Origin of the sequence: Streptomyces sp. NPDC090032, from assembly GCF_044748025.1 — a bacterium.
Lineage (GTDB): Bacteria > Actinomycetota > Actinomycetes > Streptomycetales > Streptomycetaceae > Streptomyces.
Genome location: NZ_JBIVFF010000001.1, coordinates 442,416 through 460,529, shown reverse-complemented (window position 1 = coordinate 460,529; position 18,114 = coordinate 442,416). Strand labels below are relative to the sequence as shown.

15 protein-coding genes and 1 pseudogene are annotated in these 18,114 nt (G+C 73.8%); 9 read left to right on the top strand and 7 right to left on the bottom strand.

The window, feature by feature from the left end; all coding sequences use genetic code 11:
* Nucleotides 1–10: 10 nt before the first annotated feature.
* The gene (locus ACIPWY_RS02025; protein ID WP_362902058.1) at nt 11–2,092 is read right to left on the bottom strand and encodes a phage holin family protein; all 2,082 of its coding nucleotides are present in this window, start codon (nt 2,090–2,092) and stop codon (nt 11–13) included.
* Between the two features lie 191 nt (nt 2,093–2,283).
* Nucleotides 2,284–2,715, bottom strand: a complete 432-nt coding sequence (locus ACIPWY_RS02020; protein WP_362901624.1) for a hypothetical protein — start codon at nt 2,713–2,715, stop codon at nt 2,284–2,286.
* 84 nt (nt 2,716–2,799) lie between these two features.
* Between ACIPWY_RS02020 and ACIPWY_RS02015 the strand changes: the two genes are divergently transcribed.
* A complete protein-coding gene (locus tag ACIPWY_RS02015; RefSeq protein WP_401532041.1) occupies nt 2,800–3,573 on the top strand; it encodes an MBL fold metallo-hydrolase in 774 nt (257 codons plus the stop codon).
* Nucleotides 3,570–4,280: a DedA family protein gene (locus ACIPWY_RS02010; RefSeq protein WP_401532040.1), complete on the top strand. Its 711-nt coding sequence runs from the start codon at nt 3,570–3,572 to the stop codon at nt 4,278–4,280. Before ACIPWY_RS02015 ends, ACIPWY_RS02010 begins: the two co-directional genes overlap by 4 nt.
* Here the strand turns inward: ACIPWY_RS02010 and ACIPWY_RS02005 are convergent.
* The 3 genes from ACIPWY_RS02005 to ACIPWY_RS01995 form a co-directional block, all read right to left on the bottom strand.
* Entirely contained in the window at nt 4,260–5,285 is a 1,026-nt protein-coding gene (locus tag ACIPWY_RS02005) for an MBL fold metallo-hydrolase (RefSeq protein WP_362901620.1), read from the bottom strand. The genes ACIPWY_RS02010 and ACIPWY_RS02005 overlap by 21 nt on opposite strands.
* Complete coding sequence (locus ACIPWY_RS02000) at nt 5,282–6,541, bottom strand: aminotransferase class I/II-fold pyridoxal phosphate-dependent enzyme (RefSeq protein WP_393699858.1); 1,260 nt, start codon at nt 6,539–6,541, stop codon at nt 5,282–5,284. The genes ACIPWY_RS02005 and ACIPWY_RS02000 overlap by 4 nt, the downstream gene beginning before the upstream one ends.
* 233 nt (nt 6,542–6,774) lie before the next feature.
* Nucleotides 6,775–8,406: an ATP-binding cassette domain-containing protein gene (locus ACIPWY_RS01995; protein WP_362901616.1), complete on the bottom strand. Its 1,632-nt coding sequence runs from the start codon at nt 8,404–8,406 to the stop codon at nt 6,775–6,777.
* 92 nt (nt 8,407–8,498) lie between these two features.
* On the opposite strand from ACIPWY_RS01995, the gene ACIPWY_RS01990 reads away from it, so the two are divergent.
* The 6 genes and pseudogenes from ACIPWY_RS01990 to ACIPWY_RS01965 all read left to right on the top strand — a co-directional run.
* On the top strand, nt 8,499–10,004 hold the full coding sequence (locus ACIPWY_RS01990) for a phosphatase PAP2 family protein (RefSeq protein WP_362901614.1): 1,506 nt from the start codon (nt 8,499–8,501) through the stop codon (nt 10,002–10,004).
* Nucleotides 10,005–10,129: 125 nt separating this feature from the next.
* Nucleotides 10,130–10,969, top strand: coding sequence for a class I SAM-dependent methyltransferase (locus tag ACIPWY_RS01985; RefSeq protein ID WP_393699861.1), 840 nt, complete (start codon nt 10,130–10,132; stop codon nt 10,967–10,969).
* A 146-nt stretch (nt 10,970–11,115) separates the two neighbouring features.
* Nucleotides 11,116–11,475 carry a VOC family protein gene (locus tag ACIPWY_RS01980; RefSeq protein WP_362901610.1) on the top strand — a complete coding sequence of 120 codons (360 nt, stop codon included), beginning with the start codon at nt 11,116–11,118 and terminating at the stop codon, nt 11,473–11,475.
* Between the two features lie 61 nt (nt 11,476–11,536).
* Nucleotides 11,537–12,304, top strand: coding sequence for a GntR family transcriptional regulator (locus tag ACIPWY_RS01975; RefSeq protein WP_401532039.1), 768 nt, complete (start codon nt 11,537–11,539; stop codon nt 12,302–12,304).
* Between the two features lie 164 nt (nt 12,305–12,468).
* A complete protein-coding gene (locus ACIPWY_RS01970; RefSeq protein ID WP_362901606.1) occupies nt 12,469–13,764 on the top strand; it encodes an amidohydrolase family protein in 1,296 nt (431 codons plus the stop codon).
* Nucleotides 13,728–14,942, top strand: a pseudogene (locus ACIPWY_RS01965) (amidohydrolase); the annotation flags it as partial. The gene ACIPWY_RS01970 and the pseudogene ACIPWY_RS01965, both read left to right, overlap by 37 nt.
* A 23-nt stretch (nt 14,943–14,965) precedes the next feature.
* Here the strand turns inward: ACIPWY_RS01965 and ACIPWY_RS01960 are convergent.
* Complete coding sequence (locus ACIPWY_RS01960) at nt 14,966–16,960, bottom strand: DUF5107 domain-containing protein (protein ID WP_393699868.1); 1,995 nt, start codon at nt 16,958–16,960, stop codon at nt 14,966–14,968.
* A 146-nt stretch (nt 16,961–17,106) separates the two neighbouring features.
* Between ACIPWY_RS01960 and ACIPWY_RS01955 the strand changes: the two genes are divergently transcribed.
* The gene (locus ACIPWY_RS01955; protein ID WP_401532038.1) at nt 17,107–17,460 is read left to right on the top strand and encodes a DUF6204 family protein; all 354 of its coding nucleotides are present in this window, start codon (nt 17,107–17,109) and stop codon (nt 17,458–17,460) included.
* Here the strand turns inward: ACIPWY_RS01955 and ACIPWY_RS01950 are convergent.
* Nucleotides 17,429–17,995: a GNAT family N-acetyltransferase gene (locus ACIPWY_RS01950; RefSeq protein ID WP_401532037.1), complete on the bottom strand. Its 567-nt coding sequence runs from the start codon at nt 17,993–17,995 to the stop codon at nt 17,429–17,431. The genes ACIPWY_RS01955 and ACIPWY_RS01950 overlap by 32 nt on opposite strands.
* Nucleotides 17,996–18,114: the final 119 nt, after the last annotated feature.

Here is an 18,114-nt window from a genome sequence, read left to right as displayed (position 1 = left end):
CCGTTCAAAATCAGGCGGATTCGTCCTGCGGAGTGACCGTCGCGGCCGTAAATGATGCGTCTGGGGCGGGTTCGTGCCGGAATTTGTCCAGCGGGACCTGGGGGCCGCAGCCCTCGCGCAGCCAGCGGCGGAGCACGTGGTGGACCTGCTGCGCGCCCACCAGCTCGGCGCCCTGTGCGACCGGCGGCGAGAACACCGCCGGGGCGAGCAGGAACGGGTGTCCCTGTGCGCCGCCGAGGCCTCCGTGGGAGCCGATCTGCTCCTCGAAGGCGAGCACTTCACCCTCGGCCGGGTCGTACCAGGAGTTCACCATGATGTCGGCGGTGTGCGGGAAGGAGTCGGTGCGGCGGACGGCGTCGGCGGCGTGCGTGCCGAAGTCGGCCAGGGGCCCGGGGCTCTCGTCGAGGTCGGCCAGGGGGATCTCGGCGCCCCGCGCGCCGAGGACGACGGCACCGTGCTCCTCGCTGCGCACCAGCAGGAAGCCGACGCCGGGATGGTTGGCGAGGGTGGTCAGGAGCGCCGGGTGGCGGGCGTCGATCTCCTCCTTGCTCATGCGGTGCGGCACGTCGGGGAAGGAGACCAGACCGAGGTTGCCGGAGGCGAGCACGATCGGCTCGGAGCGGCGCGACGCCAGGCGGTGCTTCTCGCCGCCCTCCTCGACCGGTCTGCGCAGCGCGGCCCTGACGGCGGCGCGGGCCTCGGCGCCGCTGTGCGTGCGCCGGGCCTTGCGCGGCACGGGCAGTCCGCAGCCCGCCCGGACGAGGTCCTGGAGACCGAGCCCGTAGCGGGCGCGGAACGTCTCGCCGGGGCTCTGCCCGTGATCGGACAGGACGACGATCCGGTACCGGCGCGGGGCGTGCTCGGCGACCTTCGCGATCAGCGCGAGCGAGCGGTCGAGACGTGCGAGGACCTTCTCGGCGTCGCGGCTGACGGGTCCGGAGTGGTGGGCGACCTCGTCGTACGCGACCAGGTCCGCGTAGACCGCGCTGCGGCCCGCGAGCATGTCGCCGACGACCGCGGCGACGACGACGTCCCGCTCCACGACGGTCGCGAAGGCGCGGATGAGCGGGTACAGCCCGCCGCGGCCGACGCGGGGGCGCTGCCGGGTCAGGCGGGCCCGGGTGGACTGGCCGATCTCGCGGGTGACCTCGGCGACGAAGGACAGGGCGGTGCGGACGGCGTTCGCCGGGTCGCTGAAGTACGCGAAGTAGCCCGCCCGCGAGCGGTTCTCCTTGCCGCGGCGGGCCGCGACGGACAGCACGAGGGCGACCTGTTCGGCGCCTCCGCTGAAGAGGTTGCCGCGGCTGGCGCCGTCCAGGGTGAGCAGGCCGCCGTCGCCGGTGTGCTCGATGGCGCGGCGCTGGAGTTCGGCGGCGCTGCTGGGCCGGTTGGAGACCTGGATCTCGCGGGTGTCCTTCTCGTACCAGCGGAACGCGGGCACGTCGTAGTTGCTGCCGTGCAGGATGCCGAGCTGGCTGGCGCCCGTCTGGCTGGACCAGTCGGTGCGCCAGGCGGTGAGGCGGTGGGTTCCGGCAGCGAGCCAGGCGCCGACGGTGGGCATCACGTCCTGGTTCACGGCGTCGCGCAGGACGTCGTGGCCGACGCCGTCGAGCTGGAGGAAGACCGTGCCGGGGGTGGACGGTCCCGCTCCGGTGCTCCCTCTGCGGCGGCGCCGGTCGGCGAGGCGGTACAGGCGGCGGCGGTAGGCGTCGTCGTCGCGTACGGCGAGGGCTCCCCCGGTGGCCGACGCGACCGCGGACATCACCGCGGCGACGACGACGGCGGTCTCGGGGGCGACCTCGCCCCGGCCGTCGGGAACGAGGGCCAGGGCGAAGAGCAGCAGGCCGCCGTTGAGGAAGAACACGACGAGGCCGAGGACGAGCGCGGGCACCAGGAGCAGGGCGCGTACGAGGAGGGGCCACACCAGCGCGGACAGGATGCCGAAGGCGCCCGCGCCGAGCGCGGCGGTGACGGCGATGCGGGTGGCGCTGTCGCCGTTGTCGGACTGGAGCTGGAAGTCCGGCAGGATCCCGGCGAGCACGAGCATCGTGACGGTGCTGACCGCCCACACGGCGATCGGCCGCCACCACATGCCGGCGAACCTCCGCCAACGCCCCTCGCCCACGCCTCGCTCACCCTCTCGTCGCCCGGTCGCCTCGCCGTCTCGTCGCCTCGTCGAGCCCGCACCAAGCGTGTCATATGAGCGTGATACGTCCGGGTTTTCCCCTGACCGCGAACGCAAGTGCCCGGAGCGGGGCGGGGCGGGACGACCGGGGTGCCGGCTCAGCAGCCGTCGTAACCGGCCGTCGGCATCGACATGCGGCGGTGGACGCGCTTCTTCATCTCCGCGTCGTACGAGGGCTCCGCGAGACCCGCGGTCTCCAGACGGACGCCGCGGCGCTCGCACTCGGCCGTGAACTCGTCGACGGAGCGCAGCGCGGCCCGCAGGACCCGGTCGCTCGGGGCGACGAACAGGTCGACGAGGCCCGCGTCGACGTCCGCCCACAGCACGTCGTGGTCGGAGCGCAGTGAGTGGACGAGGAGTTCTCTGGTCACCACGTAGCCCCGGTCGGCGGCCCAGCGGGCGCACATCGCGTGCTGGCTGCGCGAGTCCACGAGGAAGGGGTCGGCGTCCAGCTCCTCGAGCGGCGTCAGGCTGGCGATCGCCATGACGCGGACCGCGCCGGCCGCGCTCTCTTCCGCCGGTTCACCCATGGTGTCCCCCTCACCTCCGGTTTCCCCGACGACCATACTCCTGCCCGTAGGCTCGGGGGGAGTCGCACGGAGGAGGTCCTGGAGGTGCCGGTGGAGATCACCTGGTGGGGTCACGCCACCTGCACGGTCGAGGACTCGGGGATCCGCGTGCTGACCGACCCGCTCTTCACGCGCCGCCTCGCCCATCTGCGCCGGCGCCGCGGGGCTCCCCCGCCGCCCGAGGCCGCCATCGCCGACCTCGTCCTCGTCTCGCATCTGCACGCCGACCATCTGCACGTCCCGTCCCTGGCCCGGCTCGCCCCCGGCACCCGGGTCCTGCTCCCGCGAGGGGCCCGGCGAGCGGTGCCCGGCCTGCGCAAGCTCGCGCATCTGCGGCTCACCGAGGTCGAGCCGGGCACCAGCATGAAGGTGGGCGGCCTCGTCGTACGCGCCGTGCCCGCGTCGCACGACGGGCGGCGCATCCCGGTGGGACCGCACCGCTCCCCCGCGCTCGGGTTCGTGGTGAGCGGCGAGGCCCGTACGTATTTCGCCGGTGACACCGGGCTCTTCGACTCGATGGCGGAGGAGGTGGGCGACGTGGATGTGGCGCTGCTGCCCGTCGGGGGGTGGGGGCCCTATTTGGGGCCGCACCATCTGGACGCGGGCCGGGCCGCCGAGGCGCTCGCCCGGATCGCGCCGCGCAGCGCCGTGCCCGTGCACTTCGGGACGTACTGGCCGATCGGCATGGACGCGGTGCGACCGCATGAATTCCACACGCCGGGCGAGGAGTTCGTGCGGCGCTCCGCCCAGCTGGCGCCCGAGGTGGCGGTGCATCTGCTCGGTCACGGCGAGTGCGTGCGGCCTGAGGTCGCCAGGTGAATCCGGTCAGTGGCGCGGGCCACGAACTGCTCGCCGCCGCGGTGACGCACGCGCCGCCGGAGTCCACCCAGCAGGCCGTCGGATACCCGTCGCTGTTCCTGCTGATCGTGATCGGCGCGCTCGTGCCGGTCGTGCCCACGGGGGCGCTCGTCAGCTCGGCGGCCGTGGTCGCCTTCCATCAGACGGCGCCGTTCTCGCTGCTCCTCGTGTTCGGTGTCTCCGCGTTCGCGGCGTTCCTCGGCGATGTGGCGCTGTACTGGCTGGGGCAGCGCGGGATGGGGTCCAAGTTGGGGTCTCCCCTGCTCGAGCGCAGTCGAGGGCTTGGGGAAGGTTCCAAGTGGCTGGCCGCGATCCGTGAGCGGGCGCCCGAGGAGCGGCTCGCGCACGCGCAGGACAAGCTCGCCGATCACGGGGTGATGGTGCTCGTCCTGTCCCGGCTGGTGCCCGCCGGGCGCATCCCCGTGATGCTGGCGTGCCTGATGGCGAAGATGCCGCTGCGTCAGTTCGCGCGCGGCGACGTGCCGGCGTGCCTGGCCTGGGCCGCGACGTATCAGCTCATCGGCATCCTCGGCGGCTCCCTGTTCAGCGAGCCGTGGGAGGGCGTCGTGGCGGCGGTCGGCCTGACGCTGGTGATCAGCGCGGCGCCCGCCGCCTGGCGGCGGCTGCGCGGGGACAGGGCGGACGGCTCAGACGGTCAGCACGCGTGAGGCGCCCACCGGCAGGTCCCACAGGTCCTTGCGCGCAAGGCCCGCCTTCTGCCAGGCGGCCCGTACGCGCGTGAGAGGTTCGAGGACGGGCTCGGCCGAGAGCAGGAACGTGGCCCAGTGCATGGGCGCCATGCGGCGCGCGCCCACGTCCTGCGCGGCCTGCACCGCTTCCTCCGGGTCGCAGTGGACGTCCTTGAGCCACCAGCGCGGCTCGTAGGCGCCGATGGGCAGGAGCGCCAGGTCGATGCCGGGGTAGCGGCGGCCGATCTCCGAGAACCAGTGGCCGTATCCGGTGTCCCCCGCGAAGTAGACCCGCTGCCCTTCCAGGTCGGTGAGGACCCAGCCGCCCCACAGGGTGCGGCAGGTGTCGACGAGGCTGCGCTTGGACCAGTGGTGCGCCGGGACGAAGTCGAAGCGCACGCCGTCCAGTTCGGCCGCCTCCCACCAGTCGAGCTCCGTGACGCGGGTGAAGCGGCGGCGGGTGAACCAGCGGCCGAGTCCGGCGGGGACGAAGACGGGTGTGTCCCTCGGGAGCCTTTTGAGGGTGGGGGCGTCCAGGTGGTCGTAGTGGTTGTGGCTGATGACGACGGCGTCGACGCGCGGCAGGGCGCTCCAGGCGACGCCGGCCGGGGTGACGCGGGCCGGGGTGCCGAGGATCTTGCGGGACCAGACCGGGTCGGTGAGCACGGTGAGGCCGCCTATGCGCAGCACCCAACTGGCGTGCCCCGCCCAGCTGACGGCGACGGTGCGGGCGTCCACGGACGGCAGCGGACCCGGCTCGAACGGCAGGGCGGCGATCTCGGTCAGGACCTCGGGCGGCGGACGCAGCGCGCCCTCCCTGGCGAACCGGGCGAAGGCGCGCAGTCCGGGCAGCGGCGCCGTCAGGCGGTCGGCGAACGACTTGGGCCAGGTGCGTCCCCCGCCGAGCGGCCTCGGCTCGACGAGGGGCACGAAGGACGCGGGGGCATCAGCTCGCTGTGCCGTCGACTCGGACTGCTGCGTCATCGAGGACTCTCCCATCCCTTGACGTCGGCCCTGAGATCGTCGAGTGCCGACTCCAACATGCTCAACGCCCGCTGCACGTGCGGCAATTCCAGAGGTTCCGGTGTGGTGAGAGACGTCATGCGCTCCTGCGGGGTTGAGCCGAGGAAAGGGCCGGTGGACAGGCGTACCCGCAGCGCGGCGAGGCCGTCGCCGAAGCGGTGGCCGCCGGGGGTGGGCATGCCGAGCCGCTCGGAGAGGCGGTCCTCCAGGTCCTGGGCGTCGCCGACGCCGCGGGCCGCGAGCGCGGGGCGCAGGCGGCCCAGGTCCGCGTACAGCTGACGGCCGGCTTCGGGCGGCCGGGCGAGTCCGCCGGAGAGGAGCACCGCGCGGTGCACGGCGGCGGCCACGCGCGCGTGGAGGGCGGTCGTGGCGCGCAGGCGGGCGGTGATCCCGGCGGGCTCGCCGAGCGCGTACGTCGCGGCGGCCGCGGCGGGGGCCGAAAGGACGGCGCCGAGCGCGGTGAGGATGTCCAGGACGCGGGCGCGCAGCGCGGCTCCGCGCGCGGTGGCGGGGAGGCGGGCGACGGCCGCGGGCAGGCCGGGCGGCAGGTAGGCGCCGGTGAGGTCGGTGACGACGGTGACGTGCTCGGGCAGCATCTCGGCGGGGCCGATGAGGACGGTGGCGCGGGCCGGGTCGTGGTGCAGGGTGTCGCGCCAGGTCTCGTCGCTGACGATGTGCAGCCCCTCCTGCGCGGCGGCCTCGACCGCCTCGTGCAGGATCTCGGGCGGCGGCACGGTCCCCGTCGGGTCGTCGGCGACGGACAGGACGAGGAGCCGCGGGTCGCCGCCCTCGGCGCGGACCCGGCGCACGGTTTCGAGGAGGGCGTACGGATCGGGGACGCCGCCGCACTCGGCGGGCGTCGCCACGTGGAAGACGGACCGGCCGAGCAGCCGCGCCTGGGGCTCCCACCAGGCCGGGCAGGGCCGGGGCAGCAGGACGTCGCCGCCGATCGCGGCGGTCAGGGCGAGGAGCAGGGGGGCACCGCCCGGCGCGGCGGCGGTGTTGTCCGGCTCGGTGGGAAGACCGCGGCGCAGCCAGTATCCGCAGGCGGCGTCGAGGAGGGAGGGGGAGCCGCCGGGTGGTTCCGGGGCCGCCGGATCCGCGGCGGCGGCCGCGGCTGCCAGCTCGGGGAGCACGGGGAGGCCGTCGTCCGGCAGCGGCGGCCCGTACCGGAGGGGCCCGTGCCCCTCCAGGATCCCGTGGTCGTTCCGCCGCATGTGCCACCTCCACGCGCTGCCGGTCCGCACTCCCGGGACCTCACGGGCACCTCATACCCTCCACAGCCTCTCCCGAGCCGCACACTCCCGCGCGGCCTGTACGGGAGGGACGGCGCCCACTGCCCGGGAGCGGGCGCACGTGGGAATGCGGTGCGGGGAGGATGTCGCCGGGCTGCGCCGAGCGGGTGACGGGGCGGCAGCGGGGCGGCGCCGGGCCGTCCCGCGCGCGTCCGTCACCCCCGCGCCCGCTCCACCCTGCGTTCGTCCCAGACGGGTTCGTCGGACTCGCGCAGGCGGCCGTCGCTGCCGAAGACGAGGTAGCGGTCGAAGGAGCGGGCGAACCAGCGGTCGTGCGTGACGGCGAGGACCGTGCCGTCGAACGCCTCGAGGCCCTCCTGGAGCGCCTCGGCGGACTCCAGGTCGAGGTTGTCCGTCGGCTCGTCGAGGAGGAGCGCCGTCACTCCGGCCAGTTCGAGCAGCAGGATCTGGAAGCGGGCCTGCTGGCCACCCGACAGCCGCTCGAACTTCTGCTCGGCCTGGGCCGTCAGCTCGTAGCGCCGCAGCCGTCCCATCGCCGCGCCGCGGTCCTTGGCGTGGTCGAGCCAGAGGATGTCGAGCAGGGTGCGGCCCTGGAGCTCGGGGTGGGCGTGGGTCTGGGCGAAGTGGCCGGGCACGACGCGCGCGCCGAGCCTCCACTCCCCCGTGTGCGCGACCGTGTCGTCGGGGTTCCCGGCGAGCAGGCGCAGGAAGTGCGACTTGCCCGAGCCGTTCGAACCGAGGACCGCGACCCGCTCGCCGTAGAAGACCTCCAGGTCGAAGGGCTGCATCAGGCCGGTCAGCTCCAGGCCCTTGCAGGTGATGGCCCGCACCCCGGTGCGGCCGCCGTGCAGGCGCATGGTGATGTCCTGCTCGCGCGGCGGCTCGGGCGGGGGTCCCGCCTCCTCGAACTTGCGCAGGCGGGTCTGCGCCGCCGCGTAGCGGGACGCCATCTCGTGGCTGACCGCGGCCGCCTGCCGCAGGTTGAGGACGAGCTTCTTCAGCTGGGCGTGCTTCTCGTCCCAGCGCCTGCGCAGCTCCTCGAAGCGCGCGAACCGCTCGCGCCTGGCCTCGTGGTACGTCGCGAAGCCGGCGCCGTGCACCCACGCGTCGGCGCCGGCGGGACCCGGCTCGACGCTGACGATCTTCTCGGCGGAGCGGGCGAGCAGCTCCCGGTCGTGGGAGACGAACAGGACCGTCTTGCGGGTCTCGCGCAGCTTCTCCTCCAGCCAGCGCTTGCCGGGCACGTCGAGATAGTTGTCCGGCTCGTCGAGGAGGAGGACCTCGTCGGTGCCGCGCAGCAGCGCTTCGAGGACGAGTCGTTTCTGCTCGCCGCCGGACAGCGTGCGCACCTCGCGGAACTGGGCCGTGTCGTACGGGATGCCGAGGGCGGCCGTGGTGCACATGTCCCAGACCGTCTCGGCCTCGTAGCCGCGCGCCTCGGCCCAGTCGGACAGGGCCTGCGCGTATGCGAGCTGCGCCGCCTCGTCGTCGACGGTCATGATCAGGTGCTCGGCCTTGTCGACGGCCTTCGCCACTTCCCTGATCCTCGGGGTCGCGACGGATACGAGCAGGTCGCGCACGGTCGTCTCGTCGCGCACCGAGCCGACGAACTGCGACATCACGCCGAGTCCGCCGCCGACGGTGACGGTCCCGCCGTGCGGCTTCAGCTCGCCGGAGATCAGCTTGAGGAGGGTCGTCTTTCCCGCGCCGTTCGGCCCGACGAGGGCGACCACGGAGCCCTCCCCGACCCGGAAGGAGACATCACCGAGCAGCGCCCGCCCGTCCGGCAAGTAGTACTCGAGGTGCGCGGCTTCCAGATGTCCCATGGTCCGCATTGTGGGCGCCCGGCCGGGTGAGGAGCAAAACGATTTCGGCACGCCCTGTGGGTGCGGGCTCCCACGACGGGTACACGTGCGCAATGTGCGCTGATTTGGACCATCTGACGACCTGGCGGACCGCGCCCCCTGCCGGGCCCGGCCTGCGCGGCCGGCTCGCCGCCCTTGACCTGCGCGTTTTCGAGTACGCGGCGCGCCGGCACTGGCCGGGCGGCGATCGTGTCCTGCCCCGGCTGAGCCGCAGCGCGAACCATGGGGTGCTGTGGTTCGCGGTGGCGGGGGCGCTGGCGGTGGGCGGTTCGCCGAAGGCCCGCCGCGCGGCTGTGCGCGGGGTCGCCTCGCTCGCCGTGGCGTCCGCGACGATCAACACGCTCGGCAAGCGTTCGGTCCGCAGGCCCCGGCCCGCGCTCGACCCGGTGCCGCTGGTGCGGCGCCTGAAGCGGCAGCCGGTCACGACGTCGTTCCCGTCCGGGCACGCGGCTTCGGCGGCCGCGTTCGCCGCCGGAGTAGCGCTGGAGTCCCGCCCGCTGGGCGCGCTGGTGGCGCCCCTCGCGTTCTCCGTCGCCGCGTCCCGCGTCTATACGGGCGCGCACTTCCCCGGCGACGTCCTCGCGGGCGCCGCGCTCGGGGCGGGCGCCGCCTTCGCGGTACGGGGCCTCGTGCCGACCCGCGACCAGATGCCCTCGCCGGGCCGCCCCCTGGTGGACGACGTGCCGGCGCTGCCCGGCGGGGCGGGCCTGGTGATGGTGGTCAACAGCGGCGCGGGCAGTCCGGACCAGGCGCGGGCGCTGCGCGGTCTGCTGCCGCACGCCGAGATCGTCGAGGCCTCGGGGTCCGATCTGCCGGCCGCGCTGGAGAAGGCGGCGACCGGGGCCCGGGCGCTCGGGGTGTGCGGCGGGGACGGCACGGTGAACACCGCGGCGGGCGTCGCCCTGCGCCACGGTCTGCCGCTGGCCGTGCTCCCCGGCGGCACCCTGAACCACTTCGCGTACGACCTGGGGATCGAGGAGCCGGGCGATCTGTCGCGGGCCGTCGAGGCGGGCGAAGCCGTGGCCGTCGACGTCGGCCGCTTCCGGTCGTCCGCCACCTCCGGGATCTTCCTCAACACCTTCAGCCTGGGTGTGTACCCGGAGCTGGTGAAGGAACGCGAGCGCTGGTCGCGGCGGGTCGGCGGGCGGCTCGCCGACGTGGTGGCCGCCACACACGTGCTGCGCCGCGACCACCCCTTGCAGGCCGAACTGGACGGCAGGCAGCGGCCGTTGTGGATGGTCTTCGCCGGGAACTGCATGTACCGCCGCATGGGTTTCGCGGCGGGCCGGCGGGGGGATCTCGCGGACGGCCTGCTCGACGTACGCGTGGTGCACGGAGGCCGGCTGCCGGGCGTACGCCTCTTGGCCGCGGCGTTCGCGGGGCCGCTGTCCCGCTCCCCCTTCCATGCCGCGGTCCGGCGCACGCGGCTGCGCATGGACCGCATCAGCCCCGGCACCCAGCTGGCCTACGACGGTGAAGTGGGCCCTTGTGGACGGGAGTTGACCATCGACAAGCAGCACGAGGCGCTGCGCGTGTACCGGCCGCTGACCATGATGTGACGGCACGAGCCAGTCCACATCGCGAGATGGCCATCTCAATATTCGGCATGGCGGCGTACGGTGATCTCGCTGGGGTCGACCGTTCACGGTTCACCGTTCACCGTTTTCCTGCGAAGGGGTCCACCATGCCGAAGGAGACCGCTGTCTACACGCACGGCCATCACGAGTCCGTGCTGCGCTCCCACACCTGGCGCACCGCCGCCAACTCGGCGGCGTATCTGCTCGGTTCGCTGAAGCCGCACATGAAGATCCTGGACATCGGGTGCGGCCCGGGGACCATCACCGCCGACCTGGCGGCGCTGGTCCCCGAGGGGCATGTCACCGGCGTGGACCAGGCCGCGGGGATCCTCGACCAGGCCAGGGCGACGGCGGCCGAACGCGGCCTGACCAACGTCGACTTCGCGACGGCGGACGTCCACGCGCTGGACTACCCGGACGACACGTTCTGCGTCGTGCACGCCCACCAGGTGCTCCAGCACGTCGGCGACCCGGTGCAGGCCCTGCGCGAGATGCGCCGGGTCACCAAGCCCACCGGGTTCATCGCCGTCCGCGATTCGGACTACGCGGCCATGACCTGGTACCCGCCGTCGCCGGGCATGGACGACTGGCTGGACCTGTACCGGCGGGTCGCCCGCGCCAACGGCGGCGAGCCGGACGCGGGCCGGCGTCTCAAGTCCTGGGCGCTGGAGGCCGGTTTCGACGCGGCCGACATCAACTCGTCCTCCTCCACCTGGTGTTACTCCACACCCGAGGAGATCGGCTGGTGGAGCGGCCTGTGGGCCGACCGCACCCGCGCCTCCGCGTACGCCGAGCGCGCGACGGGGAGCGGCCACGCGAGGCCCGGACAGCTGGAGGAGATCTCCGAGGCGTGGCGGGGGTGGGGGAAGCAGCCGGACGCCTGGTTCTCGGTGCTGCACGGCGAAATCCTGTGCCGCAAGACGGATCGCGAGGACACCGCGAGCTGAGCGATGGGGGGCCTGCGCCCCGGCGCCCGCCGATCACTCGGTGACCCCGCCGGCCGGCCCGCCGGTGGCGCGGGCCCCGCCACCCGTTCCTGCCCGATCCCCGGAAACGATCACGCGTACGCGCGGGTCCAACTACCCTTCCCGCTATGGAGATCCTGGGAACCACGCTGCGTATCTGCGTCGAGGACCTGGAGTCCTCGGTCGCGTTCTACGAACGGCTCGCGGGCAGCCGGGCCCTGCGTTTCGAGCGCGGCGGGGTCTCCGTCGCGGCGGTCGGCTGCTTCCTCCTGATGAGCGGGCCGAAGGAGGAGATCGACGTCCTGCGCAAGGTCTCGGCGACGATCGCCGTCCCGGACGTCGACGAGGCCCACGCCGTCCTCAGCGCGTCCGGCGCCCACGTCCTCGCGGGGCCGGTCCCGACGCCCGCGGGCCGCAACCTGATCGCGATGCACCCGGACGGCTCGGTCTTCGAGTACGCCGACCGGCAGGGCCAGGCCCAGGCCTAGCGCGAGGCCGCGGGCCCGCCCCGTATCCTCGCCGGGGCACGCGGGAGCGAGGACGGTGGACATGGCGGGCAGCGACGGCGGCGCCGGGGAGACCCGGGAGGCCGGGGAATCCGCGAAGCGCGGCGGGGCCCGGCCACCGCTCGGCTCGCGCGCGCGGGACGCGATCCGCGAGCGCATCGTCGACCGGCGCTACCCGCAGGGCTCCCGGCTCGTGGAACGCGAGATCGCCGCGGAGCTCCAGATGTCACGCGTCCCCGTGCGGGAGGCGTTGCGCTCGCTCGTCACCGAGGGCCTGCTCGAACTCCTGCCGCACAGCGGGGTGCGCGTGCGGCGGCTGGAGCGGGCGGACGTGGAGCATCTCTACGAGGTGTGGGAACCGCTGGCCGTGCAGGCGTCCCGGCTCGCGGCCCGGCGGGTGGCGCGGGCGGCGCCGCGGGAGCCGGAGGGGCTCGGCGCGCTGCGCGGGACGCTGGACGTGGCGGAACGCGCGGCCGCGGCGGACGAGGGAGCCAGTGAAGTGGCCGCGCACACCGCGTTCCACGAGGGCATCGTGGCCCTGTCAGGGAACCCGCTTCTCGCGCGCACCATGGAGCAGCTCGGCTGGCAGCTCCAGCTCCTGTTCGGCCTGCGCGAGGAGCCCGCCCATATGCGGGCGCAGCACGCGGTGATCTTCCGGCACATCGTCGCGGGCGACGAGGAGACCGCCGCGGCGAGCACGCTGCTGCACGTGCGCGACAGCCGGTCGGTGGCACTGCGCTCGCTCTTCGGCGACGAGAGCGATCACGGTGGCGGTGGCGGTGGCGCCAACTTGTATACCAGCCTCGCGTAGGCCCCGCTCGACCGGCAATGGCCGACCGGACGCCCGTCGGATCTCCCGACAAATGCCCAGGTCATACGCGACCGGAACCATCCCCTCCTTGCCCGCTCCTCCTTCTTGGTATACAAAATGTCGGACCAACCGATCCCTCCCGCCGTCCGCCGAGGAGCCCCCGTATGTGCGTCGAGAACTGCCCCCCGCCGTCGAACCGGCTGACCCGCCGAGGCGTGCTCGCGGGTGCCGCCGCGCTGGCGGGCACCACGGCCGCCCTCGCCGCCGCGCCCGCCGCGTCCGCCGCCCCGATGACCCGCACGTCCGCCGCCCACTCCGGCAGCGCCCCCCGCGGCGGTGACCTCGTCATCGACGGCGGCACGCTCCTCGACCCCGCGACGGGCGAGGTCACCGAGGACGCGGTCGTCGTCATCCGCGACGGCGTCGTCCGCGCGGCCGGCCGCCGGTCCCGCGTCGACGTCCCCAAGGGCGCCGCCGTCCTCGACGCGCGCGGCCAGTGGGTCCTGCCCGGACTCGTCGACTCGCACATCCACCTGAACACCGCCGCCGAGGCGAAGACGGCCGTCCGGCTCGGCGCCACCAGCGCGCGCAGCGGCTCGACGAACTTCTACCAGGACATCGCCGTACGGGAGTTGGCCCGCCAGGCGCCGAACCTCGCCCCGCGGCTGCGGGCGGCCGGCATCTTCGTCACGCCCGACCTCGGCGACACGGTGCTCGGCGACCCGGACCTCACCCCGCTCGCCCGCCTCAGTGAGGGCGTGCGCTCGCCCGAGGCGCTGCGCCGGGTCGTCCAGGTCAACCTGGCCCGCGGCGCCGACGTCATCAAGACGCGCGTGAACGAGCGCGCCGGCCTGCCCGAGCAGGACCCGCTCGCCCAGGTCTACAGCCACGAGCAGCTGTCCGAGGTGGTCGCGGCCGCCAAGCGCGGCGGCAAGGGCGTGCTGTGCCACAGCTACAGCGAGAAGGGCTGCCACGACGCGGTGACGGCCGGCATCATGTCGCTGGAGCACGGCGCGTTCGTCGGTGAGCGCACCCTGCACGAAATGCGCCGCAGGGGCACGTACTTCACGCCGACGATGATCGCCATCGCGGGGATGATCGGGTCCAGCAACCCGGTGCTCGACGAGCGCGGCCGCACCTACCTGCCCAAGCTCAAGGCCGCCGCGCTCGCCGCGCACGAGCTGGGCGTGCCCCTCGTGTCCGGCACGGACTCGTCGGGCGGCGAGGTCGAGCCGATCGGCAGCGAGATCGAACTGATGCACTCGGCGGGCCTGTCCGCGCTCGACGCGATCCGCACGGCCACCGTCAACGCGGCCCGCCTCCTCGGCCTGGACGGCACGGTGGGGCGTCTCGCGCGCGGCTTCGCGGGCGACGCGATCCTCGTGTCCGGCGACCCGCTGGCCGACATCTCCGTGCTGAAGAAGCCGGTGCGCGTGGTGCGCGCGGGGGTCGCCGTATGAGCGCCGTCGTCTTCGGGAACGTACGCCCGCTCGGAGCGGCGGAAGCCGTGGACCTCACGGTCGTCGACGGGGTGATCGTCGACGGTCCGGCGCCCGAGGATGCCGAGGTCGTCGACTGCGGCGGCCGGATCGCGCTGCCCACCCTCGTGGACGCGCACATCCACCCGGACAAGACCGCGTGGGGCGAGCCCTGGGTGTCACGCAAGCCCGCGTCGGGGATCGCCGAATTCGCGGCCGCGGACGCCGAGTTGTACCGCTCGCAGACCACGCCGCTCAAGGACCGCGCGCAGCGTCTGATGGCGCACGCGGTCACCCGGGGCACGCGGGCGATGCGGGCCCACGTCGATGTCGCGCCCGCTTTCGGCCTCGCCGGGGTCGAGGGTGTCGGCGCCGCGCGGGAGGCGCTGCGGGACGCTCTGGACGTGCAGATCGTCGCGTTCCCGCAGCACGGGGTCCTGCGGGCGCCCGGCACCGCGGAGCTCCTCGAGGAGGCGGCCCGCACCGGTGGCATCGACATCGTGGGCGGCATCGACCCGATCGGCTTCGACGAGGCGCTCGACGCGCAGCTCGACCTGGTCTTCGGCATCGCCGACCGGCACGGCGTGGGTGTCGACATCCACCTCCACGACCAGGACGGGCCCGGCCTGACGGCGGTCCGCGCGATCGTCGACCGGACCAGGGCACTGTCCCTCCAGGGCAAGGTCAGCATCAGTCACGCGTTCTGCGTGCCGGGCCTCGAAGGGGCCGAACTCGACCGGATGGGCGCCGAGCTGGCGGACGCGGGGATCTCCCTGACGACCGTCGCGCCGTCCCGCCCGCTGGTCCTGCCGACGCGCCGGCTGCGCGAGCTCGGGGTGCGGGTCGGGCTCGGCTCGGACGGGGTGCGCGACTCGTGGAGCCCGTTCGGCAACGCGGACATGCTGCACCGGGCGCACCTGCTCGCGCAGGCCCAAGGGGCGCGCCTGGACGAGGAGTTGGCCGACGCCTTCCGTGTGGCCGCCGACGACGGCGCCCGCGTCGTCGGCCTCCCCCACCTGGATCTGTCCCCCGGCTCACCGGCCGACTTCTTCCTGGTGCGCGGCGAATGCCTGCCCCAGGTCGTGGTGGACCTGCCCGCGCGTGACCTGGTGGTCAGGGCGGGCCGGGTGGTGGCCAGGGACGGCGAGCTGCTGCCCTGACCGGCCGCTCCGTCGCGCCCCGGTCAGGATTCCCGGGGCCGCATGCTGAAGTCGTACTGGGCAGGCAGCCGTTCGCCCGGTGCGGCGAGGTGCGCCCACAGTTCGGCGATGGTCTCTGAGCCCTCGCGCAGGTCGGCGACCTCGAAGCCCTCGTCGAACACGGCCCGTGCCGCCTCCTTGTCGCCCTCGGCGATCAGGAGCCGGGCCTCGACGAGCCGGAAGCGGCCTCGGGCGCGGGTCGCGGCGTGCAGCCGGTCCCAGACGGCGCGGGCCGGTCCCGGGCGGCGGGCCGCGAGCAGCGCGTCGATGGCCTCGCGGCCCAGCGCCGCGGTGGCCGCCGTCCAGGCCTCGCCGTCGTCACGCCGCTCCTGGCACAGGTCGTCGAAGGCTTCGGCGTAGCGGTCGGCGGCGCGTTCACGATGGCCGGCCTCCTGGTCGGCGACGGCGAGGCAGCGCAGCAACGGCCAGAGGGACGGGGCGAGTTCGAGGCCCCGCTCCCAGCTGCGTACAGCCTGGGCCAGGTCGCCCGCGTGCCATTGGGCGACGCCGAGGTGGTACTCGGTGAGCGGCTGTGCGGGCGCCGTCTCCAGCATGTCCCGCCAGTGCGGCGCGACGAGCGTGGGGCCGGGCGGTCCGACACGGCGCGGCTCGGGGATGGAGCCGGTGCGCAGGAGGTCGAGCCACGGTGCCTGCGCGGGGCCGAGGGTCGACTCGGCGAAGGGGGTGCCCGGCAGCTTGAAGTCGCCGCGCAGCACTTCGAGGGCGCCCCAGCCGGAGCCCTCCGCGAGCGACTCCTCCGGTTCCGCGTCGGCGTGCCGTCGCCAGGCCTCGTACGCGGCGTCGACGTCCGCCCTCGGCAGCGCCGCTTCGAGGCACTCCTCGACCTCGCCGCGCGCGGCCGCCCAGTCCTCGGCGGAGTGCACGGCGTCGGGCGCCGCGGAAAGCGGTCCGTACGACTCCAGCCACGCGAACTCGCCCTCGGCGTCGAGGCGTACGTGCTCCAGCTGGGTGCGGGCGAGGCCCGCCTGGATCTCGGCGTAGCCGCCCGTGTCCGGCTCGGTCAGCCACTCCTGCCAGCGCCGTCCGCCCGCGCCGTGGCCCCACAGGAACAGCTTGCGGCCGCGCAACAGGTCGGTCGAGGTCTGTACGAGCCCGTGGCCGTCGTCGTCGAGGGCGGCGATCCAGCGGCGCTGCCCGTCGGGGACCTCGTAGAAGTAGTCGGCCGGGTATTCGCCGCTCAGGGGGTAGGTGCGGTCCACGCCGTCGGACTCCGGGACGGGGACGCGGCGCAGGGTGCGCTCGTAGCCGAAGTGCCAGGCCTCGTCGGCGGGGGCGAGGACGCGGTGTTCCTCGGGGACAGCGATGTTCGACCACCAGTAGACGGGCGCGGGCCGTTCGTGGGGGTTGCGTATCCGCACCCCTACGTGGAGGAAGTCGGATCCGGCGGGCAGCCACAGGTCCACCTGGAACGGCAGGTCGCGCAGCCGCTCCCACTCCCAAAGGCGCAGCATGTCGCCGCCGTCGGGCGCGGTGACGCGGGCGGCGTGCAGGGGTGCGCAGGACAGGGTGGTGTGCCCGGTCGCGCCGATGTTCCACTCGATGCCGCCGGAGAACCAGGCGCCGTTGAGCGCGAAGTCGGCGGGCTGGAACACCGGGTTGCGGTAGAGGAGTTCGCGCCCGGTGGGCTTGTGGAACATCGAGTGGATACGGCCGCCGAGCCCCGGCAGGACCGTGACGCGCAGCCGGTCGTTCTCGATCACGAGCGTGTCGAGGGTGACGGGGGCGCGCTCGCGCCCGTAGCCGTTCTTGAGCCGCTCCGGCAGGACGCTGCGCAGCTTCTCGTAGCCGATCTGGCGGGCCATGTCGCGCGGCATGCCCTGCTTGGAGCGGTCGTCGAGTTCGTGCAGTTCGTCGAGGGGCCGCAAGGGTGGCAACGGATCGGGGGATCCCACCACCACGCCGGGCAGGGTCAGTGCGTCGCGTCGAAGGGTCGTCCGCTCGGCCTGCGAGTCCGTCAAGTCCGCCTCCTGGTTCGCGGGGCCCGCCGTCCGCACGCGGTGTGCCCCGACGACCATGGAACAGGCTCGCCCATGAGCTGACCAGGGGTTCTCCAGGTCAGAATTAAGCAAAGGCGCGTTTCGGCCCGCCGGGATACTCTCCGCGGATGGGAACGCAGCACACCTATCGGGTCATCGTCCGCGGCACGTGGGACGGTCTGGCGGACGGAGCGCGCGAGCGGCTGCTCGCCGAGGTCGACGAGCACGGGCTCGCGTCGATGAAGTTCACGCCGGAGGGATCGCTCACGTACGACCGGGTGCTCAAGCACTTCTCGTACCGGTTCGTCGTGGAGTCGGACGCCGAGGACGGCGAGGAGATGGCTGAGGCGCTCGCCGAGGAGCGGGCCGAGGCGTCACTCAGGGCTCTGGGTGAGGGGTACGGCTTCGGTGCGCTGAAGTCGTCCGCGACGGACATGGACACGATGAAGGTCAATCGGAAGCACCGGGCATCTCGGGCGTGAGCGCCCAGCGCTCGTGGTCGCGCCAGGCGCCGTCAACGAAGATGAAGTCGGGCGAGTAGCCCTCCAGGCGGAACCCGGCGCGGCGGGCGAGCGCGATGGACGCCTCGTTGCCCGGCTGCGCGTTGATCTCCAGGCGGTGCAGTCCGAGGGGCCCGAAGGCGTACCGGACGACGAGGCCGAGGCCCTCGCTCATGAGGCCGCGGCCCGCCGCGTGCGCGAACGCGCCGTAGCCGAGGGCGCCGCAGCGGAAGCCGCCACGGACGACGTTGTTGATGTTGATGAAGCCGGCGATACCGCCACCGCCCTCGTCGCCCGTCCGCTCGCACACCAGGAATCCGAAACGGGTCGGGTCGTCGATGAGGGCGCCCGCGTAGGCGGCGTAGGTGTCGGCGGCGGTGGGCGGGAAGAGCCAGGGGTGGTGCAGGCGCGTGCTCTCCCGCGCCCTGGCCGTGAACTCTTCGCCGTCCTCGAGCGCGAAGGGTCGTATGCCCACGCGGGGACCTTCGACGAGGTGGCGGCCGGTGGTGGCAGACATCCGGCCGGCCTACGCGGCGGCCGTGGGGCGGCTGTGGGTCGATGTCACGTGCGCCTGCCGGTCATGTGCGCCTCCCGGTCGTGTGCGCCTGCCGCCGTCGGGGCTCATCGGTGGACCCT

Bases quoted from the DNA above. Each gene is read 5' to 3' on its own strand.
- ACIPWY_RS02025 (WP_362902058.1), bottom strand. From the start codon at position 2,092: ATGTGGTGGCGGCCGATCGCCGTGTGGGCGGTCAGCACCGTCACGATG.
- ACIPWY_RS02020 (WP_362901624.1), bottom strand. From the start codon at position 2,715: ATGGGTGAACCGGCGGAAGAGAGCGCGGCCGGCGCGGTCCGCGTCATG.
- ACIPWY_RS02005 (WP_362901620.1), bottom strand. From the start codon at position 5,285: ATGACGCAGCAGTCCGAGTCGACGGCACAGCGAGCTGATGCCCCCGCG.
- ACIPWY_RS02000 (WP_393699858.1), bottom strand. From the start codon at position 6,541: ATGCGGCGGAACGACCACGGGATCCTGGAGGGGCACGGGCCCCTCCGG.
- ACIPWY_RS01995 (WP_362901616.1), bottom strand. From the start codon at position 8,406: ATGGGACATCTGGAAGCCGCGCACCTCGAGTACTACTTGCCGGACGGG.
- ACIPWY_RS01990 (WP_362901614.1), top strand. From the start codon at position 8,499: ATGTGCGCTGATTTGGACCATCTGACGACCTGGCGGACCGCGCCCCCT.
- ACIPWY_RS01985 (WP_393699861.1), top strand. From the start codon at position 10,130: ATGCCGAAGGAGACCGCTGTCTACACGCACGGCCATCACGAGTCCGTG.
- ACIPWY_RS01980 (WP_362901610.1), top strand. From the start codon at position 11,116: ATGGAGATCCTGGGAACCACGCTGCGTATCTGCGTCGAGGACCTGGAG.
- ACIPWY_RS01975 (WP_401532039.1), top strand. From the start codon at position 11,537: ATGGCGGGCAGCGACGGCGGCGCCGGGGAGACCCGGGAGGCCGGGGAA.
- ACIPWY_RS01970 (WP_362901606.1), top strand. From the start codon at position 12,469: ATGTGCGTCGAGAACTGCCCCCCGCCGTCGAACCGGCTGACCCGCCGA.
- ACIPWY_RS01955 (WP_401532038.1), top strand. From the start codon at position 17,107: ATGGGAACGCAGCACACCTATCGGGTCATCGTCCGCGGCACGTGGGAC.
- ACIPWY_RS01950 (WP_401532037.1), bottom strand. From the start codon at position 17,995: ATGTCTGCCACCACCGGCCGCCACCTCGTCGAAGGTCCCCGCGTGGGC.